Source organism: Streptomyces sp. NPDC058985, from assembly GCF_042740985.1.
Lineage (GTDB): Bacteria > Actinomycetota > Actinomycetes > Streptomycetales > Streptomycetaceae > Streptomyces.
Genome location: NZ_JBHYJX010000008.1, coordinates 40,542 through 60,782 on the forward strand (window position 1 = coordinate 40,542; position 20,241 = coordinate 60,782).

At 74.2% G+C, this 20,241-nt stretch carries 18 protein-coding genes and 1 pseudogene; 11 read left to right on the forward strand and 8 right to left on the reverse strand.

Annotation, left to right across the window (positions count from 1 at the left end; translation table 11 throughout):
- Positions 1 to 72: 72 nt before the first annotated feature.
- A complete protein-coding gene (locus ACFW01_RS09490) occupies positions 73 to 1,245 on the forward strand; it encodes a glycosyltransferase (RefSeq protein WP_384502978.1) in 1,173 nt (390 codons plus the stop codon).
- Positions 1,246 to 1,264: 19 nt separating this feature from the next.
- Here the strand turns inward: ACFW01_RS09490 and ACFW01_RS09495 are convergent, their stop codons facing one another.
- On the reverse strand, positions 1,265 to 2,557 hold the full coding sequence (locus ACFW01_RS09495; RefSeq protein ID WP_234957346.1) for a TerD family protein: 1,293 nt from the start codon (positions 2,555 to 2,557) through the stop codon (positions 1,265 to 1,267).
- A gap of 306 nt (positions 2,558 to 2,863) precedes the next feature.
- Here ACFW01_RS09495 and ACFW01_RS09500 point away from each other — a divergent pair, with 306 nt between their 5' ends.
- The 4 genes from ACFW01_RS09500 to ACFW01_RS09515 all read left to right on the forward strand — a co-directional run bounded on the left by ACFW01_RS09500 (position 2,864) and on the right by ACFW01_RS09515 (position 7,483).
- Positions 2,864 to 3,304 (forward strand): DUF6643 family protein, encoded by a 441-nt coding sequence (locus ACFW01_RS09500; protein WP_161328455.1) that lies wholly within the window; start codon positions 2,864 to 2,866, stop codon positions 3,302 to 3,304.
- A gap of 42 nt (positions 3,305 to 3,346) precedes the next feature.
- Positions 3,347 to 4,174 carry an MOSC N-terminal beta barrel domain-containing protein gene (locus tag ACFW01_RS09505; RefSeq protein WP_234957347.1) on the forward strand — a complete coding sequence of 276 codons (828 nt, stop codon included), beginning with the start codon at positions 3,347 to 3,349 and terminating at the stop codon, positions 4,172 to 4,174.
- Positions 4,175 to 4,333: 159 nt separating this feature from the next.
- Positions 4,334 to 4,936 (forward strand): hypothetical protein, encoded by a 603-nt coding sequence (locus ACFW01_RS09510; RefSeq protein WP_234957348.1) that lies wholly within the window; start codon positions 4,334 to 4,336, stop codon positions 4,934 to 4,936.
- Between the two features lie 108 nt (positions 4,937 to 5,044).
- Entirely contained in the window at positions 5,045 to 7,483 is a 2,439-nt protein-coding gene (locus ACFW01_RS09515) for a right-handed parallel beta-helix repeat-containing protein (RefSeq protein WP_234957349.1), read from the forward strand.
- Between the two features lie 31 nt (positions 7,484 to 7,514).
- On the opposite strand, the gene ACFW01_RS09520 is transcribed toward ACFW01_RS09515, so the two are convergent.
- Positions 7,515 to 9,851, reverse strand: coding sequence for a hypothetical protein (locus ACFW01_RS09520; RefSeq protein ID WP_234957350.1), 2,337 nt, complete (start codon positions 9,849 to 9,851; stop codon positions 7,515 to 7,517).
- Positions 9,852 to 10,135: 284 nt separating this feature from the next.
- Here ACFW01_RS09520 and ACFW01_RS09525 point away from each other — a divergent pair, with 284 nt between their 5' ends.
- Positions 10,136 to 10,960: a DeoR/GlpR family DNA-binding transcription regulator gene (locus ACFW01_RS09525; protein ID WP_234957351.1), complete on the forward strand. Its 825-nt coding sequence runs from the start codon at positions 10,136 to 10,138 to the stop codon at positions 10,958 to 10,960.
- 179 nt (positions 10,961 to 11,139) lie between these two features.
- Entirely contained in the window at positions 11,140 to 11,613 is a 474-nt protein-coding gene (locus ACFW01_RS09530; protein ID WP_234957352.1) for an SRPBCC family protein, read from the forward strand.
- A gap of 25 nt (positions 11,614 to 11,638) precedes the next feature.
- Here the strand turns inward: ACFW01_RS09530 and ACFW01_RS09535 are convergent, their stop codons facing one another.
- Positions 11,639 to 12,763 carry a PLP-dependent cysteine synthase family protein gene (locus ACFW01_RS09535; protein ID WP_234957353.1) on the reverse strand — a complete coding sequence of 375 codons (1,125 nt, stop codon included), beginning with the start codon at positions 12,761 to 12,763 and terminating at the stop codon, positions 11,639 to 11,641.
- Between the two features lie 269 nt (positions 12,764 to 13,032).
- Here ACFW01_RS09535 and ACFW01_RS09540 point away from each other — a divergent pair, with 269 nt between their 5' ends.
- Together ACFW01_RS09540 and ACFW01_RS09545 are read left to right on the forward strand one after the other, a co-directional pair.
- Complete coding sequence (locus ACFW01_RS09540) at positions 13,033 to 13,356, forward strand: hypothetical protein (protein WP_122620713.1); 324 nt, start codon at positions 13,033 to 13,035, stop codon at positions 13,354 to 13,356.
- A 184-nt stretch (positions 13,357 to 13,540) separates the two neighbouring features.
- On the forward strand, positions 13,541 to 14,074 hold the full coding sequence (locus tag ACFW01_RS09545; RefSeq protein WP_234957354.1) for an ATP-binding protein: 534 nt from the start codon (positions 13,541 to 13,543) through the stop codon (positions 14,072 to 14,074).
- 818 nt (positions 14,075 to 14,892) lie between these two features.
- Here ACFW01_RS09545 and ACFW01_RS09550 read toward each other — a convergent pair.
- Positions 14,893 to 15,161: pseudogene (locus ACFW01_RS09550) on the reverse strand (ABC transporter substrate-binding protein); the annotation flags it as partial.
- 70 nt (positions 15,162 to 15,231) lie between these two features.
- Positions 15,232 to 15,513, reverse strand: a complete 282-nt coding sequence (locus tag ACFW01_RS09555) for an SHOCT domain-containing protein (protein ID WP_384502777.1) — start codon at positions 15,511 to 15,513, stop codon at positions 15,232 to 15,234.
- A gap of 302 nt (positions 15,514 to 15,815) precedes the next feature.
- Between ACFW01_RS09555 and ACFW01_RS09560 the strand changes: the two genes are divergently transcribed.
- Entirely contained in the window at positions 15,816 to 16,214 is a 399-nt protein-coding gene (locus ACFW01_RS09560; protein ID WP_234957356.1) for a VOC family protein, read from the forward strand.
- Positions 16,215 to 16,218: 4 nt separating this feature from the next.
- Here the strand turns inward: ACFW01_RS09560 and ACFW01_RS09565 are convergent, their stop codons facing one another.
- Positions 16,219 to 17,472: an ROK family protein gene (locus tag ACFW01_RS09565; RefSeq protein ID WP_234957357.1), complete on the reverse strand. Its 1,254-nt coding sequence runs from the start codon at positions 17,470 to 17,472 to the stop codon at positions 16,219 to 16,221.
- A gap of 37 nt (positions 17,473 to 17,509) precedes the next feature.
- Positions 17,510 to 18,160, reverse strand: coding sequence for an alpha-ketoglutarate-dependent dioxygenase AlkB (locus ACFW01_RS09570; protein ID WP_234957358.1), 651 nt, complete (start codon positions 18,158 to 18,160; stop codon positions 17,510 to 17,512).
- Positions 18,161 to 18,257: 97 nt separating this feature from the next.
- Here ACFW01_RS09570 and ACFW01_RS09575 point away from each other — a divergent pair, with 97 nt between their 5' ends.
- The gene (locus ACFW01_RS09575; RefSeq protein ID WP_234957359.1) at positions 18,258 to 19,394 is read left to right on the forward strand and encodes a methyltransferase; all 1,137 of its coding nucleotides are present in this window, start codon (positions 18,258 to 18,260) and stop codon (positions 19,392 to 19,394) included.
- On the opposite strand, the gene ACFW01_RS09580 is transcribed toward ACFW01_RS09575, so the two are convergent.
- On the reverse strand, positions 19,384 to 20,241 hold the full coding sequence (locus tag ACFW01_RS09580) for a class II fructose-bisphosphate aldolase (RefSeq protein ID WP_234957360.1): 858 nt from the start codon (positions 20,239 to 20,241) through the stop codon (positions 19,384 to 19,386). The two genes, ACFW01_RS09575 and ACFW01_RS09580, sit on opposite strands and share 11 nt — an antisense overlap.

The following is a 20,241-nucleotide window of genomic DNA, read 5'->3' on the forward strand; positions in this document are numbered from 1 at the left end:
GCCACCATAGACGATGCGCGGTCGAGGGCCGGGGGCGTGGGGCAGACTGCGCACGTGAGCGCCGACGCGTGGATGACCCCGGTGACCGTCGTATCCGCACTGTCCCTGGCGGCCTGGCTGTGGCTGCTGTTCGCCCGGGGCTTCTTCTGGCGCACGGACGTCGGACTGCCGGCCCGGCAGGAACCCGGTGTCTGGCCCTCGGTGTGCGTCGTCGTCCCGGCGCGCGACGAGGCGGCGGTGCTGCCCGCGAGCCTGCCCTCGCTGCTCGCCCAGGACTACCCGGGGCGGGCGGAGGTCTTCCTGATCGACGACGGGAGCACCGACGGCACGGGTGAGCTGGCGTGCGAGCTGGCCCGGCGGCACGAGGGGCTGCCGCTGACCGTGGCCTCGCCCGGGGAGCCGCCCGCCGGCTGGACGGGCAAGCTGTGGGCGGTGCGGCACGGCATCGCCCTGGCGCGCGGGCGTGAGCCCGAGTACCTGCTGCTGACCGATGCCGACATCGCGCACGCCCCGGACAGTCTGCGCGCGCTGGTGGCGGCGGCCGGCACCGGCGGTTTCGACGTCGTCTCCCAGATGGCGCGGCTGCGGGTGGCGAGCGGGTGGGAGCGGCTCGTGGTGCCCGCCTTCGTCTACTTCTTCGCGCAGCTCTATCCCTTCCGGTGGATCGGGCGCGAGGGGAGGACCGCGGCGGCGGCCGGCGGCTGTGTGCTGCTGCGGACCGGGGCGGCCGAACGGGCGCGGATCCCGGACGCCATCCGGCACGCCGTCATCGACGACGTGGCCCTCGCCCGCGCGGTCAAGGGCTCCGGCGGGCGCGTCTGGCTGGGCCTGGCGGAGCGAGTGGACAGCGTGCGCCCCTATCCGCAGCTGCGCGACCTGTGGCGCATGGTCTCGCGCAGCGCGTACGCGCAGCTGCGGCACAACCCGCTGGTGCTCGCCAGCACGGTGGCCGGGCTGGCCCTCGTGTACCTGGTGCCGCCGCTCGCGGTGGTCGTCGGCGCGGCGGGGGGCGGGACGGCGGCGGCTCTCCTGGGGGGCGCCGCGTGGCTGGTGATGGCGGGGACGTACGCGCCGATGGTGCGCCACTACCGGCAGCCGCTGTGGCTCGCTCCCCTGCTGCCGTTCACCGCCTTCCTCTATCTCCTGATGACGGTCGACTCGGCGGTGCAGCACTACCGGGGGCGGGGTGCGGCGTGGAAGGGCCGCACCTACGCCCGTCCGGACGTCGTGCCCGACGAGGGCTGACGGGCCGGACGGGGTCCGGTCACTTGCGGCCGGGGGTCCAGTTCATGCCCCATCCGTAGGCGTGGTCGACGGTGCGCTGCGGGCTCACGCCGCGTTCCGGCACCAGGTAACGGGCCTCGCGCTGTACGACGAGGTCGCCGCCGGTGTTGGTGATCAGCGCGAGGGCGCACACCGTGGAGGGCACGGTGCACTCGTCGAGCGAGAAGTCGACCGGGGCGCCGTACTGCGGCTGGAGGGTGACCGTGGCGTGCAGGTCGGCGAAGGAGCGGGCCCCCTGGTAGATGGTCACGAAGACGAGGATGCGCCGGAAGTACTGCTTGTGGTCGAGGCTGACCGTGAGGTTCTCGCCGGTGGAGACGGCGCCGGTGCGGTCGTCGCCGTCGAGGTGGACGAACGGCGGCCGGTCGAGGGCTCCGAAGGCGTTGCCGAGTGCCTGGACCACACCCTTGCTGCCGTCGTTGAGTTCGTACAGGGCGCACAGGTCGAGGTCGAGGTCGTCGTGCATGGCGACCGGGCGGCCCAGTTTGCGGGCCCAGCCGGAGAACTGCTTGCGCACCTGCCAGTTGAGGTTGACGCGCAGCGCACCCGAGGTGCCGCCCTGCTTGGTCAGCGAGACCGAGGGCGCCGCCTTGGTGAGCGTGACCTTGGTCAGCCGGACCGGCGCGGCCGACGGCGGCGCGGCCGGGGGCGGGGTGGTGACGGCGGGAGGGGTGACCGGAGGAGCGGGAGGGGCCGCGGGCGGTGGGGGCGGCGTGACCGCGGGAGCCGGTGGAGTGGGCGCGGGTGCCTGCTGGGGTTCGTCCACCGAGATGCCGTAGTCCGTGGCCAGACCTTCGAGCCCGCTGTCGTAACCCTGGCCGACGGCGCGGAACTTCCAGGCGCCCTGGCGGCGGTAGAACTCGCCGAGCACGAAGGCCGTCTCCACGGTCGCGCCCGGGTTGTCGAAGCGGGCCACCACGGTGTTCCGCGCCGCGTCGCGCACCTCGACGTAGAGGTCCGGGACCCGTCCGAACGAGCCGCCGTCGGAGGATGCGGCGAGGATGACGGTCTCGATCGCGGGCTCCACGCGCGAGAGGTCGACGTGGAGGCTGTCGGTCACCCGCCCGCCGGCGTCCCGCTTGCCCTCGTGCCGGACCGCGCCGGAGGAGTGCGCGGGCTGGTTGTAGAAGACGAAGTCCGCGTCGGAACGCACCTTCCCGCCCACCAGGAGCAGGGCTGACGCGTCCGCGTCGGGGACTGAGGGGCCGGATCGCCAGCCCAGTTCGACCCGCAGCGCCGTCGTCGGCACCGGGGTGTTCGATCCTTTCGACATGGACATGTCCGCCCCCATCAGATGTGACCGGGCCGCGTCCCGGCGCTTCGTCGCGTTCTTGGCGCCCAACCTATTCTCCCGGCCGGCCGTCCGTCCCACGCGCGGAGTGCGACGAGAGGTTCGGCGAGGTGTCCGGCCAACCGCCGGTAACCCGCTGGGAACACGGCCTTTACCTCAAAAGCACACGGCCTGACGCCCTATTTTGCCAAGTTCGCTCGCATTGGGGATACCGGGTCAGTGCGGACACGGAAAACAACCCTCTTATCGGTCTCCCCAACCAGCACATCGTGGGCTTAACTTATGGCCATGACCTCCCCCCGCTCCACTTATGGCGGCGGCTACTACTCCGCCTCCTTCCCGGACACCCCGATCTACGACTCGCTCGTGGCCGAACGGGGCACCCCGCAGATCGCCCCGATCCGGGTCCCCGCGGCGTACGACGTGCCGAGCAGTCATCTGCCGGCGCTCCCGTCCGCCCTGCCCGCCCTCCCGGCGGGCCCCTCCCAGTCCTCCTACGGCTACCCGCAGCAGGCGCCGCAGCCCGCGCCCCTGCAGCAGGCCCCAGCCGCGTACATCCCCCAGCAGGCGACCGCGCCGCGCGGGTACCCCGGTCCCCAGTACCAGCAGCAGCCCCGCCCGGCGGCGCCCGGCCCCGCGGGTTACGAGGCGATGCGCCCCGCGACTCCCCGGCCGGCCCCCGCGCCGTACCAGGACCCGTACAACCAGCAGCAGTACCGCGGCTACTGAGCCGTTCCCGGGATCGTCCGTGCCACCTGGCACGATGGCGTCATGGGGAACGCGCGACTGCAGTCGATCCACGTCCATCCGGTCAAGGCGTTCCGGAGCCTGTCGCTCCGGGAGGTCGTCATGGAGCCCTGGGGGCCGGCCGGAGACCGACGCTGGATGCTGATCGACGACGGGGGAAAGGTCGTCACGCAACGCAAGCAGCCGCGCCTCGCCCTGGCCGCCGCCGAGCTTCTGCCCGGCGGCGGCGTCCGGCTGTCCGCACCCGGCATGGAGCCGCTCGCGGTGCCGGTGCCGCGCGGGGCGGCCACCGTCCCGACGCAGCTCTTCCGTGACAAGGTCGAGGCGCTGCCCGCGGACGACGCGGCCGCGCACGACTGGTGCAGCGCCTTCCTCGGGGCGGAGGTCCGGCTGGTGCACCTGGACGATCCCGCGACCCGCCGGCCCGTTGACCCCCGGTACGCGCTGCCGGGCGAGACCGTCACCTTCGCCGACGGCTTCCCGCTGCTGCTCACGACGACGGCCTCCCTGGACGCCCTCAACTCCCTGATCGAGGGCGGCCCGCACGCCGCCGACGGCCCCCTGCCCATGAACCGCTTCCGGCCGAACCTGGTCGTCTCCGGCACCGAGCCGTGGGCCGAGGACGGCTGGTCCCGCATCGCCGTCGGTGAGGTCGTCCTGCGGGTCGCCAAACCCTGCGGGCGCTGTGTCGTGACCACCACCGACCAGGCCACCGCCGGACGCGGCGCGGAGCCCTTGCACACCCTCGGACGGCACCGCCGCGTCGACGGCAAGCTGGTCTTCGGGCAGAACCTGGTCCCGGCCCGCCGCGGCACGGTCCGGGTCGGCGACCCGGTGCGGATCGTCGGCTGACGTGCCACGCCCCGGAGGCCCGGAGACGGGATCAGGACACCGGCCCGGAGCCGGGAACCCGGTCCCCGGTCCGGGCGTTGGGCTTTGTGAGACGTTCATGAGAATCAGGCCGGGACGGGCCGGCCGGGGGGGTGGCGGGGAGCAGGAAAGGGGGCGGACGTGCGGGCGATCCGGGGGCTGTGGCGCTGGCGGCGCAATCCGCTGTGCCGCGCGACCGACCTGGCCGAGGCATGGGTGGCACTGGCGGGTCTGGTGCTGATCCTGTCCGTGGCGCCGTTGCTCGGGGTGCTCGCGGGCGGCGCCGCCCAGGACACCCTCCAGCGGTCGGTACGCGAACAGCACGAGTCCCGGCACCGGGTGACGGCCACCGTGGTGCGTCCCCTGGAGCGCTCCACCCTGGCCGTCGATCCGGAGGGCGCCGGTGAGAGCCTGCGCAGCCGGGTCCTCGCCGACTGGACCGGCCCGGACGGATCCCGGCACGAAGGCTCCGTCACGGTCGGCATCGGCGACCCCGATCCCGGCGACCGCTTCGGGCTGTGGACGGACGAGCGGGGACGCGCGGTGGCCCGCCCGCTGGACGGCGCGACGGCGGCCACGCACGCCGTGCTCGCCGGGATCGGCGCCGCGGTGGCGGCGGCGGCCCTCGTGGAGGCCGGCCGGCGCATGGCCGTCTGGCGCATGGTCCGCGGCCGGTACGCGCGTTGGGAGTGGGAGTGGGAGCGGGCGGGCCCGGACTGGGGCAGAACCGGCACGGGCAGCTGACGGGCTTCCGGCTCCGGTCAACTCACCACCTGCGCGCACGCTACGGTGGACCGGCCGAAGCGAATCGGCGACGACCCGCGTACGACGAGGTGGGGGCAGAGCAACACCATGGCACAGGGCACGGTCCAGGTGACGCACACCGGCACCTCGCGGTGGCGGCGCCGCACAGGTGAGTACGCATCGCTCGCCGCCGCCCTGGAGGCCGCGGCCGAGGGTGACGTCCTCACCGTCGCCCCGGGGACCTACCGGGAGAACCTCGTCGTCCAGCGGGCGGTGACCCTGCGCGGGCCCGAGGGCGGCCAGGGTTCGGTCCGCATCGCGCCCGTCGACGGCGTCCCGCTGACCGTGCGCGCCTCGGCGGTGATCCAGGACCTGCACGTGGAGGGCCAGGACGCGGCGGCGCCCGCGGTGCTCGTCGAGGACGGTACGCCGGAGCTGCTGGGCCTGAGAGTGGTCGCGCGTTCCGCCTCAGGGATAGAGGTGCGCGGCAGCGCGCGACCCACGGTGCGGCGCTGCGTCGTCGACAATCCGGCCGGTGTCGGCATCGCCGTCCTGGACGGCGGGGGCGGCGTGTTCGAGGAGTGCGAGGTCGTCTCGGCCGGACAGGCGGGCGTCGCGGTGCGCTCCGGCGCGCATCCCCGGCTGGAGCGCTGCCGCGTGCACCACGCCGCCGGTTCCGGGCTGACCGCGACGGGTGAGGGCTCCGCGCTGGAGGCCGTGGGGTGCGAGGTGTACGAGGTACGGGGCAGCGGAGTGCAGGTCACGGGCCGGGCCACCGCGCACCTGACCGACTGCGACGTGCACCGCACCACCGGCGACGGCGTCACCCTGGACACGGACGCCGTGCTCACCCTCGCCGACTGCCGCATCCACGACATCCCGGAGAACGCGGTCGACCTGCGCTCCCGTTCCGTCCTCACCCTGACCCGCACCACCGTGCGGCAGTTCGGCCGCAACGGCCTGTCGGTGTGGGACCCGGGCACGCGGGTGGACGCCAACCAGTGCGAGATCTTCGACAGCACGGGCGACTACCCGGCCGTGTGGGTCAGCGACGGCGCCACCGCGGTGCTCGACTCCTGCCGGGTGCACGACGTACCGGACGCGCTGTTCGTCCTGGACCGCGGCTCCCGCGCGGACGTCGTCGACAGCGACCTGTCCCAGGTGCGCAACACGGCGGTGTCGGTGAGCGACGGCGCCACCGCCCAGCTCGACGACTGCCGCATCCGGGACGCGGCCACGGGCGCGTGGTTCCGCGACCACGGCAGCGGCGGCACCCTCAACAACTGCACGCTCGACGGCAACCGCACCGGCGTCATAGTCACCAAGGGCGCCGACCCCACGATCGAACGCTGCACGGTCGACTCCCCTTCGGAGGCCGGTGTCTACGTGTCGGCCGGCGGCCGCGGCAGCTTCCTGAACTGCCGGGTGACCGGCAGCGCGGGCTACGGCTTCCATGTGATCGACGGCTGCCGTACGACGCTCAGGAAGTGCCGCACGGAGCGGTGCGCGCGCGGCGGGTACGAGTTCGCGGAGGGCGGCCCGGACAGCGCGTACGACTCCGGTCCGCTCGTCGAGGACTGCACCAGCGACGAGAGCGGCGCCGCGGCGGCGACCGCCCCGGCGGAGCCGGTCGTGCAGACGGTGAGCCAGTCCCCCGGGCTGCTGGGCTCGATCCCCGGGCAGCGCACCACCGAGCAGGAGCCCTTGATCGCGGCCGTCGCCCCGCAGGATCCCGCGCGGACCTCGACGGCGGTGCTCGGCGAACTGGACGCCCTGGTCGGCCTGGACAGCGTCAAGCGCGAGGTGCGGGCCCTGACCGACATGATCGAGGTGGGCCGGCGCCGGCAGCAGGCTGGCCTGAAGGCCGCCTCGGTCAAGCGGCACCTGGTCTTCACCGGCTCCCCGGGCACCGGCAAGACGACGGTCGCCCGGCTGTACGGCGAGATCCTCGCCTCCCTCGGTGTGCTGGACAAGGGGCACCTGGTCGAGGTCTCCCGGGTGGACCTGGTCGGCGAGCACATCGGCTCCACGGCGATCCGCACCCAGGAGGCGTTCCAGCGGGCGCACGGCGGGGTGCTGTTCATCGACGAGGCGTACGCGCTCTCCCCCGAGGACGCGGGCCGGGACTTCGGCAAGGAGGCCATCGACACGCTGGTCAAGCTCATGGAGGACCAGCGCGACTCGGTCGTGGTGATCGTCGCGGGCTACACGGCCGAGATGGAGCGCTTCCTTTCGGTCAACCCGGGGGTGGCCTCCCGTTTCTCACGGACCATCACCTTCGGCGACTACGGCCCCGACGAGCTGCTGCGGATCGTGGAGCAGCAGGCCGACGAGCACGAGTACCGGCTGGCCCCCGGCACGGCCGAGGCGCTGACGAAGTTCTTCACGGCGATCCCCAAGGGCCCCGCCTTCGGCAACGGCCGCACCGCCCGCCAGACCTTCGAGGCCATGGTGGAACGGCACGCGAGCCGGGTGGCCCAGCTGGCCGATCCCAGCACGGACGACCTGACCCTGCTGTACGCCGACGACCTGCCCGAGCTGCCGTGACCGATCCGGCGGACAGGCGGCCGAGGGGGCGCTAGCAGGCCCCGGTGGCGTCGTCCGCCGCCGGAACGGACGCGGGGCCCCCGGTGTGGCGGGGCGCCGGCACCTCCGGTCGGAGCCGGGCCAGCAGGCGCCCGCGCTCCTCGGCGAAGACCGGGTCGGCCTGGTAGTCGGAGTGGCCGAGGACCGGGGCGGGCAGCGGATGGAGTTCGGTGCGGCCGTACGTCAGCGGGTCCTTGAGGGGCTCGCGGTCCACCGCGGGGCCCGAGTCGCCGGGCAGCCGCACCGGTCCGCCGATGGGGTCGGTGCGGCGGTACAGGTTGCGCCAGCAGTCGACCTCCCGGTGCAGCGAGGCGAGCGCCTCCGGTCCGAAGTGGGCCGGGAACCAGCGGCCGTACAGTCGCTCCAGCGGTGATCCGTAGGTGAGCAGGGCGACCCGTCTGCGGGCGGCCGGCTCCAGCTGCCAGGACGCGGCGGCGGCGAGGACGCTGCCCTGCGAGTGTCCGGAGATGACCAGCCGTCCGCCGGTGGCGCGGGTCCAGGTCGCCATCCGCCAGGTCAGGTCGGGTACGGCGCGCTCGGCGTAGCAGGGCGGTGCGAAGGGGTGGGCGGCGCGCGGCCAGAAGGTGCCGACGTCCCACAGGATGCCGATGGTGCGCCGCGCGGAGGCGTCCTTGTAGGCGCGCCTGCCCCAGGTCACGAACAGTATGAAGCCGAGGCCGATCAGCCAGGAGCCCAGTGCCTGCGCGGTCTGCGCGGCACCGTGCACGACGGCGTACGTGCCGCGCGCCGCCTCACCGGGCACCTGGTCGGTCGTCAGGGCACCCACCAGCGCTCCGGCACCCAGCAGCAGGGTGGCGGCGGAGGTGATGGCGACGAGCAGCGGCGCCCGGTCCGTGAGGGTGGCCGTCGCCCGGGCCAGGGCGATGCGCCGGGTGCGTCCCGGATCCCCGGCCTCCCCCGCGAGGTCGCCCTCCACGGCGTCCCGTTCGGCGCGGGCGAGGCCCCAGGTGTGCCGGGCCAGCACGGCGCACAGCAGCAGCACGACGACGAGGAGCGGCGGGATGACGGACGCCTGCCAGGTCAGCAGGACGGGCGGGCCGTACAGGAAGGTGCCGGTGCCGTCCATCCAGTCCGAGACGCGCTGGGCGACGCCGCCGGACATGAAGCCGCCCAGCGCGCAGGCCAGCATGACGACGGCGGGTCCACCGAGGCCGCGGATCGCCGCGCGGGCGTCGGGGAGGCTGCGGTGGAGCAGGTGCGCGACCACGGCGAGGGCGATGACCAGCAGGCCCTGCGTCAGGGCGATGCCACCGAAGGCCATGTCACCGGAGAGCCGGCCGGCCGACGCCCACCCCGGGCGGTCCCAGCCGCCGTACAGCAGGGCGAGGACGAACAGGACGAGGGCGGCGAGCGGCAGACGCCGGACGAGGTGGCGGTCGAGGCGCCGGTCGAGGCGGTTCTCGCTGCGGCCCCGGCGGCAGACCACCACGACCACGGCGACGGCACCGGCGGCCAGCGCGCCCTGGAGGAGCCATCCCAGCGTGTCCAGTGCCGCGGGGCCGCCCGGCCGGCGGTCGAAGCGGGCCGCGGGTGCGCCGACCGCCAGGGCGATGGTCAGCAGCCCGGCGGCGGTGTGCGCGGCGCGCAGCCGGGCCACCAGGCGGCGGCCGTACCAGAAGCCCGGCCGGCCGAGGGCGGTGTGGCCGGGGCCCTCCTCGGGTTCGGACTCGCGGTCCATCGGCTGCTGCGACTCGTACGCCCGCCAGGTGCGCAGCGACAGGTACCACAGCAGCCCGGTGAGGGCGGCGGGTACCGCGGCCGCGAGGGCGAGCCGGCGGCCGGGCGCGCTCCACCAGCCGCCGTCGGAGACCACCGGTGACAGGAAGCCCACCCAGGAGTGGCGCTCGGCGCACGCGCGTGTGCCCGCGCACTGCCAGGCCACGAGGTCGAGCGCGACCTCGCAGGCGGCGGCGACCAGCAGCACCGTCAGGGTGAGCCCCGCGAGCCGCACCAGCAGCCCGTACAGCCGTACCGTGCGGATGCGGCCGCCGGCGGCGGGCCGCATCCAGTGGGCGAGGTTCACCACCATGAACGGCAGGAGCAGCAGCCACAGCGCGCGGGTGCCGTTGCCGGAGGTGAGGTTGCACCAGACGTAGGCCTCGGGCACCGGCCGGCCGCGGTAGTCCTCGGGCCGGGACTCCGCGTCGACGTCCTCCGCGCGCCGGAAGACGGCCGCGACGTGGTCGCCGGTGACCCGCACCGTCCGCGGGTCGTCCAGCATCTCCGCGGGCGTGGTGCCGCCCACTCCGTGCACCAGGAGTTCCAGGGCGGTGCCGGATCTCCCGTCCCGCTGCTCGGCCTGTTCCACTGTCCGCACTCCCCCGTGACGCGCCGTCGGCCCTGTCCGTGCGGGCACAAGGATCTCCGTTCGACGGGCTCCGCACACCCTTCGGCACGAAATCTCCCCGAACCGTGTGACGAGTGACGCCATGACGAGACGCGTGTGACATGTGCGCGACGGACGGGTGGTGGCGCGGCCGGCGGTGCGGCGTGCGAGGATGGGACGTCCGCGCACGGGTGCGGGGAGAAGTCCTCATCAGAGCGAGTGCGGCGGCGGGTCGGACGGTTTGCGGCGAAAGGACCGAAGCGTACGTGAGTGAGAATCCGAACCTCCTCGCGGAGCAGCGGCGCGCCCTGATCCTCGACGAGGTGCGCCGCCGGGGCGGGGTCCGGGTCAACGAGCTGACCCGCAAGCTCGGCGTGTCGGACATGACGGTCCGTCGTGACCTGGACGCACTGGCCCGGCAGGGTGTGCTGGAGAAGGTGCACGGCGGCGCGGTCCCGGTGGCGGAGGCGAGCACGCACGAGCCGGGCTTCGAGGCCAAGTCGGGTCTGGAGCCGACGGCCAAGGAGGACATCGCGCGGGCCGCGGCCGAGCTGGTCGCGCCGGGCGCCGCGATCGCCCTGTCCGGCGGTACGACGACGTACGCGCTCGCACACCGGCTGGTGGACGTGCCGGACCTGACGGTGGTCACGAACTCGGTGCGGGTGGCCGACGTGTTCCACGTGGCGCAGCGCACGTCGGGTGCCCGGCCGGGCACGGCCACGGTGGTCCTCACCGGCGGGGTGCGCACGCCCTCGGACTCGCTGGTGGGCCCGGTGGCCGACCAGGCGATCGCCACGCTCCACTTCGACGTGCTGTTCCTCGGTGTGCACGGGATATCGGCCGAGGCCGGCCTGTCCACGCCGAACCTGGCGGAGGCCGAGACCAACCGGCGGCTGGTGCAGTCCGCGCGGCGTGTCGTGGTGGTCGCGGACCACACCAAGTGGGGTGTCGTGGGCCTGAGTTCCTTCGCGACGCTGGAGCAGGTGGACACGCTGGTGACCGACGGCGGCCTGTCGGCGGACGCCCGCGCGGAGGTCGCCGAACACCTCGGGCTGGTCGTGGCGGGCGAGCCCGAGCCGACGACCGACTGATCCGGGTACGCGGACGCGGCGCGGCGATTCCCGGCCCCGGCGTCCATGGCGCCCCGTGCCCCGCGTGCGCCGTCCGTCCCGTCAGGCCCCGCTGACACCGCACGCGCCCCCGGCTATCGTGGCGCCACTCGGCCGATGGTTGGTCCGCATGCGCCGCCGCGTACAAGGGGGTTGTGTCCATGGCTCACCGTCTGCGTCCGGTGGGTCTCGACTTCGTCGAGACGGCGCCGGTGCGCCTGGTCTTCGCGCGGGAGATCTCCGCCGCTCCCGACGCGGTCTTCCGCGCGCTCGCCGAGGACGTGACGGGCTGGCCCACGTGGTTCTCGGCGGTGACCTTCGCCCGGCCCATCGGTGAGGACGCGGGGCGCGAGGTCAGGCTCCGGGGCGGGACGCGGTTCGTCGAGACCGTCCTGACGGCCGAGCGGCCCGAGGTGTACGCCTATCGCGTGGACGTCACCAACGCGCCCGGCGCCCGGGCGATCGCCGAGGAGTGGCGGCTGGCGCCGGCCGGGACGGGCACGCGCGTGCGGTGGACCTTCGCGGCGGACGGTACGGCCCTGTTCCGCTTCGTGCTGGGCCGGGCGCGCCCGGGACTGAGGCGGTCCTTCCGTGGCGCGGTCACGGCGCTGGACCGGCGCCTGACCCGTTCTTAGGGCCTGTCCGGCGGGGAGTGCCGGTTCAGTCGGGCCAGGTGCCCGTGCGCAGCAGCGTCTCGATCGCGGTCGTGTAGGGGCCGATGTCGAGGCCCTGTTCGGCGAGCCAGGTGTCCGAGTAGTACTTGTCGAGGTACCGGTCCCCCGGGTCGCACAGCAGCGTCACGACGCTGCCCCGGCGTCCCGCGGCCACCATCTCGGCGACGATCTTCAGCGCGCTCCACAGCCCGGTGCCCGTGGAACCGCCCGCCTTGCGGCCGATGGCCTGCTCCAGGGCGCGGACGGCCGCGACGCTCGCCGCGTCCGGGACCTTCATCATGCGGTCGATGGCGCCGGGCACGAAGCTCGGTTCCATCCGGGGCCTGCCGATGCCCTCGATCCGTGAGCCGCGGTCGCAGGCGACGTCCGGATCGCCGGTGGTCCAGCCCTCGAAGAAACAGGAGTTCTCCGGATCGGCGACACAGACCCGGGTGTCGTACTGCATGTAGTGCACGTAGCGCGCGAGCGTCGCCGAGGTGCCTCCGGTACCGGCCGTGGCGACGATCCACGCCGGTTCGGGGAACCGTTCCAGCCGCAGCTGCCGGAAGATCGACTCGGCGATGTTGTTGTTGCCGCGCCAGTCGGTGGCACGTTCGGCGTAGGTGAACTGGTCCATGTAGTGGCCGCCGGTCTCGGCCGCGAGGCGTGCGGACTCCTCGTACATCCGGCGGGAGTCGTCCACGAAGTGGCACCGTCCGCCGTGGAACTCGATCAGGCGGATCTTCTCCGTGCTCGTCGTGCGCGGCATCACGGCGACGAAGGGCACACCGACCAGTTTCGCGAAGTACGCCTCGGACACGGCCGTGGAACCGCTGGACGCCTCGATCACCGGGCGGTCCGGGCGGATCCAGCCGTTGCACAGTCCGTAGAGGAAAAGCGAGCGGGCGAGACGGTGCTTGAGGCTGCCCGTCGGATGGGTCGACTCGTCCTTGAGGTAGAGGTCGATGCCCCACTGCTCGGGGAGCGGGAAGAGGAGCAGGTGGGTGTCGGCCGAGCGGTTCGCGTCGGCCTGGACCTTGCGCACGGCCTCTTTCAGCCATGCCCGGTAGTCGGCGTCGCTGTGGTCGACGTCCAGGGTGGCCCCGGTGCGGGTCCGCGGGGTGGTGCTCACGAGGAGGCTCCTTACGCTGCGCGCCGACGGCGTGCCGGGCGGCCGACGCCTCGATCATAGACATCTTCCACACGCTTCTCACCTGCATAAACACATCTTTGGGCGCCTTAAAGGCCCCCTGGGGCGCGTCGGCACGCACGGTGGGGGCGCATTCACGCGAGTGCTCCGGACGACCCCGGAAAGGGAGGGTGCGCACTGGTGCTCGACGCGCGGTGCGGGCAGACTGCCAGCGGGTGGGACGACCGACGCGCGCGCGAGGGGGCGACGGCATGGCGGACCCGGAGTTCAGGGCCACGGGAGTGCGGATCGGTAAACGGCTGCGCTCACTCACCCGGGCCGGGACGGTCCGGATCAGCGGTGGCAGGGTCGAGTTGCTCACCAGCTACGGCAGTGAGATCGACAGCGCGCCGGTGCAGGCGGTACGGGCCTCGCGCCCCTGGTTCGGCCCGCACGACCGGGCCCTCGCCGACCTCAACGGCAAGCGGTACCTGCTGACGCTCGGCGAGCGGGACCCCGCGCCGGGTGAGCCGGGCCCGCCTGCGGCCCGCCGTTTCATCGAGGCCGTGCACAGGGCGGCCGGACATCACCGTTGAGATGTCCGTAAGTTGCGGTGCCTCACCCCTTGCGTCACGCTGGTCTCACGTCACTCTGGGTTTACCGGCGATAACGCTGCGAACCAGCCCGCCGGCCATGACAGCAGGCGGCGGCGCGCCGCGTGCGCCCTGCTGGATCCGAACTCCGTGTTCTTCCGGACCTCTTTGTCGGGGAGTCGCAGCCGTGATCAGTCACCCAAGCAGACACTGCACGGTGGAGCTGCAAGCCCTGCCGTCGCGGATCGGCCAGGTCCGCAGAATCGTATCTGCGCAATTGCGCTACTGGCATATGCATTCCCTGATCGACCGGGCCTCGCTCGGCGTGACGGAGCTGCTGACCAACGTCCACCTGCACGCCCGGCCGGACAAGACGTGCACCGTGGAGATAGAGCTGCTGCTGGAGCGGCTCACCGTCTCGGTGCGCGACCACGATCCGCGCCTGCCCGTCGTGGACGACGCCGAGCCCCTCGCCACCTGCGGGCGGGGACTCGCCATGGTGGCGGCGATGAGCGAGAGCTGGGGCGCCCGGCCGGACGGCGAGTCCGGCAAGGTCGTCTGGTTCACGCTGCCGACGAGCGGCGGCCTGGCTCCGGTCACCGCGCGCCCGCCGCGCCGCCTGGTCGAGGAGGTGCCGGCCGCCGTGTTCGCGGAGACCGAGCACGCGGTCGATCTGGGCAGCCCCCAACCCGCTCCCGCCCGGTCGGCCGTTGCCGGCTGACCGGGCGGTGACCCCTCGCTGCCGGGGGCCGTGCGGTGTGGGTCCGGTACCCGGTGGGTTCGGTGGGGGTGTGGGTGCCGGTGCGGGCTCCAGCGCCCGCGTCCGACGCCGTGCCCGTGCCCCGTGCCCCGTGCCCGTGCCCGTGCCCGTGCCCGTGCCCGCGGGTAGTGTGCCCGCGCGGGATGGCCCACGGCGTGGGCCCGCCCGCACTTCCCGAGGCACGCGGGCGCGCAGGACGTACGCCCGTGCGGCACGGTCCGCGGTGTGTGCCCGGGCGCCACGCCCCGTGGCGCGTGGCCGCGCAGAACGACTCGCGGCGCGCGCCCGCAAGGAGTACGCCCGGCGCGTGTGCCCGCGCAGAGTCCTCCAACACGCGTGCCCCGCAAGGGGACGCCCCTACCGCGTGCACGCTGTGGAGACGCCCGCCGCGCATGCCCGCAAGGCGGACGCCCGCCGCGTGCGCGCGCTCCGGATGCCCTGAGCGGCTGCCCGCGCAGAGCGCCCCAGCGCGCGCCGCAAGGGGGACGCCCCTGCCGGGTGTGCACGCTATGTAGACGCCTGCCGCGCATGCCCGCAAGGCGGACGCCCGCCGCGTGCGCGCGCTCCGGGTGCCCTGAAGCGGCTGCCCGCGCAGAGCGCCCCAGCGCGCGCCGCAAGGGGGACGCCCCTGCCGCGTGTGCACGCTATGTAGACGCCTGCCGCGCATGCCCGCAAGGCGGACGCCCGCCGCGTGTGCACGCTCGGAGTACCCCTAAGCGGCGGCCCGCACGAAGTCCCGCGTAGCGGCCCGCACGCACGGGTCGCCCGCGGGCGGGCCGCTACTCCGTGTCTACGGCGCGCAGTACGTCCGGGCGGGCCGGGCGGAGGCCGGCGAGGGTGCGTGCCGTGAGGCCGACGAGGGCCACCACCGCGAGTTGGGCGGGCGGCAAGGCGACGGCGAAGGCGGTGTACGAGGCGCCGTGGGAGGCCGTCACGGGCGCCCAGCCGAGGAAGGTGCCGGGGCCGCCGGCCGCGCCGGAGGCGGCGACCGGGACGGACACCCAGCGGACCGCGGACGCAATTGGGCCCGGGTCTGCCCGACGGCGCGGTGTCGTCGCCGCCCTACACCTTCTCGGCGCCGACGACCCGGGCGGCCGCCCCGGTGACGGTCGTCGTGGTCATGCCGCTCCGCCCTTGCGGGTCCGGCCGAACTGCTCGTCCAGCACGGAGAGCCGGCGCCAGTACTCGTCCTCGTCGATCTCGCCGGAGGCGAAGCGGTCGCCGAGGACGGCGATGGGCGAGTTGTCCTCGACGGTGGACCGTCCGGGTCCGCGGCGCCCGCGCCATACGGTGCGGCGGAGCAGGGTGATGCCGACGCCGATGACCAGCGCCCAGATCAGCGGGAAGAGCAGGATCCAGGGGCCGGGCCCGCCGTCGCCGAAGTGTGCCAGGGTCTCCATGTCGTCCAACTCCTCGGTGGCGATGTCCTTCGTGTCGCTTCCGAGCGTCGCCCCCGAGACGGGTCCCGGTCGTCGTACCGCCAGCGGCAGTGTGCGTACCCCGCGGGGAGTACGTACGCCGTCCGGACCTGCTTCCTGCCCCGCCGGACTGCGGATGTCCTGCGCCTCGCCGACCGGGCCGAGACCTGCGCGGGTACCGAACGCGGAACGTCTTCGTCACCCTGACCGAGAACACCTCCGCCGGCTGGTGGCCCGGCCACGGGATCGCGCGGTACGGGGCGCGCGGTACGTAGGCTCGGGCCATGTTGAGACTCGGTGTCCCCGTCATCGGCGTCACGGACCTGCCCCGCGCGGAGGCGTTCTGGACCGCGGCGCTCGCTCTGGTCGCCACGGACGAGTGGCGGAGCGAGAGCTGGCGCACGCTGAACCACGCCGACGGCTCCGGACGGGCGCTCGGCCTGATGCGCAGCGAGTCGCCGGCCGAGCCGCACCCCCGCGTCCATCTGGACCTCTACACGGACTCGGCGGAGGAACAGCGGGCGGAGGTACGGCGGCTGGTCGGCCTCGGCGCGCGGGAGGCCGACTGGGACCGCTACCCGCCCGACCCCGACTTCGTCGTCCTCGCGGACCCGGACGGCAACGTCTTCTGTGTGGTCGACCTGAGCAACTCCCCCAGCGGGGGCGCCCGGCCGGCGCCCTGAGCCGTCAGCCCGCCCCGCCCTGGACCAGCGCGCCCAGCGGGTCGTCCAGGACCGGCTGCCAGGCCAACTCGGCCGCGCCGACCAGGCTGTTGTGGTCCAGGCCGCACGGCAGGATGGGTACGCCGCCGCTCTGGCCCCACAGGCTGCGGTCGGCGACGACCGCGCGCAGCCGCTCGGGATCGGCGTCGAGGAGGGCGCGGTGGAGGCCGCCGAGGATGATGCGGTCCGGGTTGAGGATGTTCACCAGGCCCGCGAGACCCAGGCCGAGGCGGTCGATGAGGGCCTCGGTGGCGGTGCGGACGGCCGGGTCGGTGTAGTGGTCGCGGATCAGGTCGTAGGACTGCTGGAGCAGGGACACCTCGGGACCCGGCTCGCGGCCGGCCGCCGTGAGGAAGGCCAGCGGGTCGGCCTCCACGTCGAGACAGCCGCGGCTGCCGCAGTGGCAGGGGCGGCCCTCGGGGTTGACGGCGAGGTGGCCGACCTCCAGGGCGAGACCCGAACTGCCCATGTGCAGGCGGCCGTCGAGGACCAGGGCACCGCCGACGCCCCGGTGCCCGGTGGCCACGCACAGCAGGTCGCGCGCTCCGCGCCCGGCACCGTGCCGGTGTTCGGCGAGGGCCGCGAGGTTGACGTCGTTGGCCGCGAACGCGGGCCCCTCGATACCGGCGGCGCGTACCTGCTCGGCGAAGATCCGCCGCACGGGCGCGCCCGCGGGCCAGGCCAGGTGCAGCGGGTTCAGGGCCAGGCCCTCCGGTTCCGCGACGGCGGACGGCACCGCGAGCCCCGCGCCGACGCACCGCCGCCCGGTCTCCCGCAGCAGCTCCGCACCCGTCTCGACGACGGAGCCGAGCACCTTCGCCGGGTCGGCGTCGACGACCTCGCAGCCGGGTGCGGTGGCGACGATCCGGCCGCCGAGACCGACCAGGGCCGCGCGGAAGCCGTCGGCGTGGACCTGCGCGGCGAGTGCGACGGGGCCGTCCTCGGCGACCGCGAGGCGGTGCGAGGGGCGGCCCTGCGAACCGGCCGCCGCGCCGGGCCGGGCGTCGACCCGGATCAGGCCGAGCGCCTCCAGTTCGGCGGCGACGGCGCCGGCCGTGGCCCGGGTCACGCCGAGTTCCGCGGTGAGGACGGCCCTGGTGGGGGCGCGTCCGGTGTGTACGAGCTCCAACGCGGGTCCGAGCGCACCGCGCCCCCGCTCCAGCCGCGTCCTCGAGGTGGTCCCTTCCCCCGCCGCCCGGGGGTCCGCCTTGCCGCTCATGGAGGGGAGTCTCCCATGATCCCCAGGTGTGGCGTGTCTAGAGGCCACTGACCCGGAGCGTGATGTTCAGGCGTCCGGTGAGCCCCAACTCGGGCGGTGCCGTGCCCGGGTGCACCCTCGGCACGCCGTGGTACGCGAGCCGGGAGGGCCCGCCGAAGACGAACAGGTCGCCGCTGCGCAGTTCGACGTCGGTGTAGGGGCGGGTCCGGGTCTCCGGGTTGCCGAAGCGGAAGACGCATGTGTCACCGAGGCTCAGGGAGACCACGGGCGCGTCGGAGCGCTCGTCGGCGTCGCGGTGCATGCCCATGCGGGCGTCGGCGTCGTAGAAGTTGACCAGGGCGATGTCGTACGGCGCGTCCGCCGCGGCGTCGGCGCCCAGCGCGTCGGTCACCGCGCCGCGGCCCAGCTCGCCGAGCCAGGCCGGGAAGGGTTTGACCGGCGCACCGTCGCCGTCGACGACGGTGCGGGCGTAGGCGTACGGATGCCAGTGCCAGCCGAGGCAGACCTGCCGGGCGGTCATGGTGCCGCCGCCGGGAGTGTGGACCGTGCGCAGCCCGGCCGGGGGGCGGGCCCACTCCCGGCAGGCACGCAGCAGCTCGCGCTGGTGTCCGGGCGTCAGCCAGTCCGGCACGTGGACGGCACCGGGCGCGGTCTCGGTACGGCTCCTGGGGAACAGCTCGGAGTCCATGTCCCCATCCTGCCCGCGACGCCGTCCGGTCCGCGCGAGGGGGCCTGAGCTGCGGCTCGGTTAGCCTGGGCGCACGATGAACGACCGCAGTGACCGTATGACGACGCCATGGGGCGAGCAGGTGCTGACCCGCTTCCCCGAGGACCCGCGCGACCGGCTCCGGGCCTGGGACGCCTCCGACGAGTACCTGCTGGGGCACCTCGCGGAGCGGGAGGTGCCGCTGACCGGCACGGTGGTGGTGCTCGGGGACCGCTGGGGGGCGCTGGTGACGGCGCTGGCGGGGCACCGGCCGGTGCAGATCACCGACTCCCACCTCGGCCGGGAGGCGGCTCGCGTCAACCTGGAACGGGCCGGCGCGGAACCGGGCTCCGTGCGCCTGCTGACCACGCAGGACCCTCCGCCGGACCGCGTCGACGTGCTGCTGGTGCGGGTCCCCAAGAGCCTGGCGCTGCTGGAGGACCAGTTGCTGCGGCTGGCGCCCGCACTGCACGAGGGCACGGTCGTCGTCGGCGCCGGGATGGTCAAGGAGATCCACACCTCGACGCTCCGGCTGTTCGAGCGGATCGTGGGCCCGACCAGGACCTCGCTGGCCGTGAAGAAGGCCCGGCTGATCTTCGCCACACCCGACCCCGCGCTGCGGCGGCCGGCCAACCCGTGGCCGCTCACCTACCGGCTCCCCGACGACGTCGGACCGCTGCTCTCCGGCCGGGCCGTCGTCAACCACGCCGGCGTGTTCTGCGCCGACCGGCTGGACGTCGGTACCCGGTTCTTCCTCCAGCACCTGCCGACGCCCGGTGGCGCCCGCCGGGTGGTGGACCTGGGCTGCGGCAACGGCGTGGTCGGTACGGCGATGGCGCTGGCCGACCCCGGCGCGGAGGTGCTGTTCACCGACGAGTCGTTCCAGGCCGCGGCCTCCGCGGAGGCGACGTACAAGGCGAACGGGGCGACCGGACAGGCGGAGTTCCGGGTGGGCGACGGGCTGGCCGGGGTGCCCGACGGCAGTGTCGACCTGGTGCTCAACAACCCGCCCTTCCACTCCCACCAGGCGACCACCGACGCCACCGCGTGGCGGATGTTCACCGGGGCGCGGCGCGTGCTGCGCCCCGGCGGCGAGCTGTGGGTGGTCGGCAACCGGCACCTGGGCTACCACGTCAAGCTGAAGCGCCTGTTCGGCAACAGCGACCTGGTGGCGAGCGACAGCCGGTTCGTGGTGCTGAGGGCCGTCAGGACGTAGCGCCGACCACCTGGATGATCGTCGCCACCGTCCGCACCATGGCCTCCCTTCCGGCGGTGAGGTAGCCGCGCGAGTCGACCGCGTCGGGGCGGGCGGCCAGGTGCTCCCGGATCGCGCCGGTCATGGCGATGTTGAGGGCGGTCCCGACGTTGACCTTGGCGATGCCGCCCGCGACGGCCGCGGCGAGTTCGGCGTCCGGGACGCCGGAGGAGCCGTGCAGGACGAGCGGGACGTCCAGCGCGCTCGACAGTGCCTTCAGCAGGTCGTGGTCGAGGGCCGCGGTGCGGCTGGTCATGGCGTGCGAGCTGCCGACGGCGACGGCCAGGGCGTCCACGCCGGACTCGGCGACGAAGGCGCGGGCCTCGGCGGGGTTGGTGCGGGCGCCCGGGGCGTGGGCGTCGAGGGGCGCCGCGCCGTTCTTGCCGCCGACCTCCCCCAGCTCGGCCTCGATCCAGATCCCTTGGGCGTGCGCCCAGTCGACGGCGGCCCGGGTGGCCGCGAGGTTCTCCGCGTACGTCAGCCGGGAGGCGTCGTACATCACGGAGCTGAACCCGGCGTCCCGCGCCTGGCGCAGCAGGCCGTCGCTCTGGACGTGGTCGAGGTGCAGGGCGACGGGCACGGCCGCGCCCTCGGCGGCGGCGACGGCCGCGGCGGCCAGGGGCAGCAGGCGGCCGTAGCGGTACTTCACGGCGTTCTCGCTGACCTGGAGCACGACGGGCATGCGCACGGACTCGGCGCCGGCGACGACCGCCTCGATGTGTTCCAGGGTGATGACGTTGAAGGCGGCTACGGCGGAGCGTGCGGCCGTGGCGCGGCCGACCAGGTCGCCGGTGCTGGCGAGGGGCAC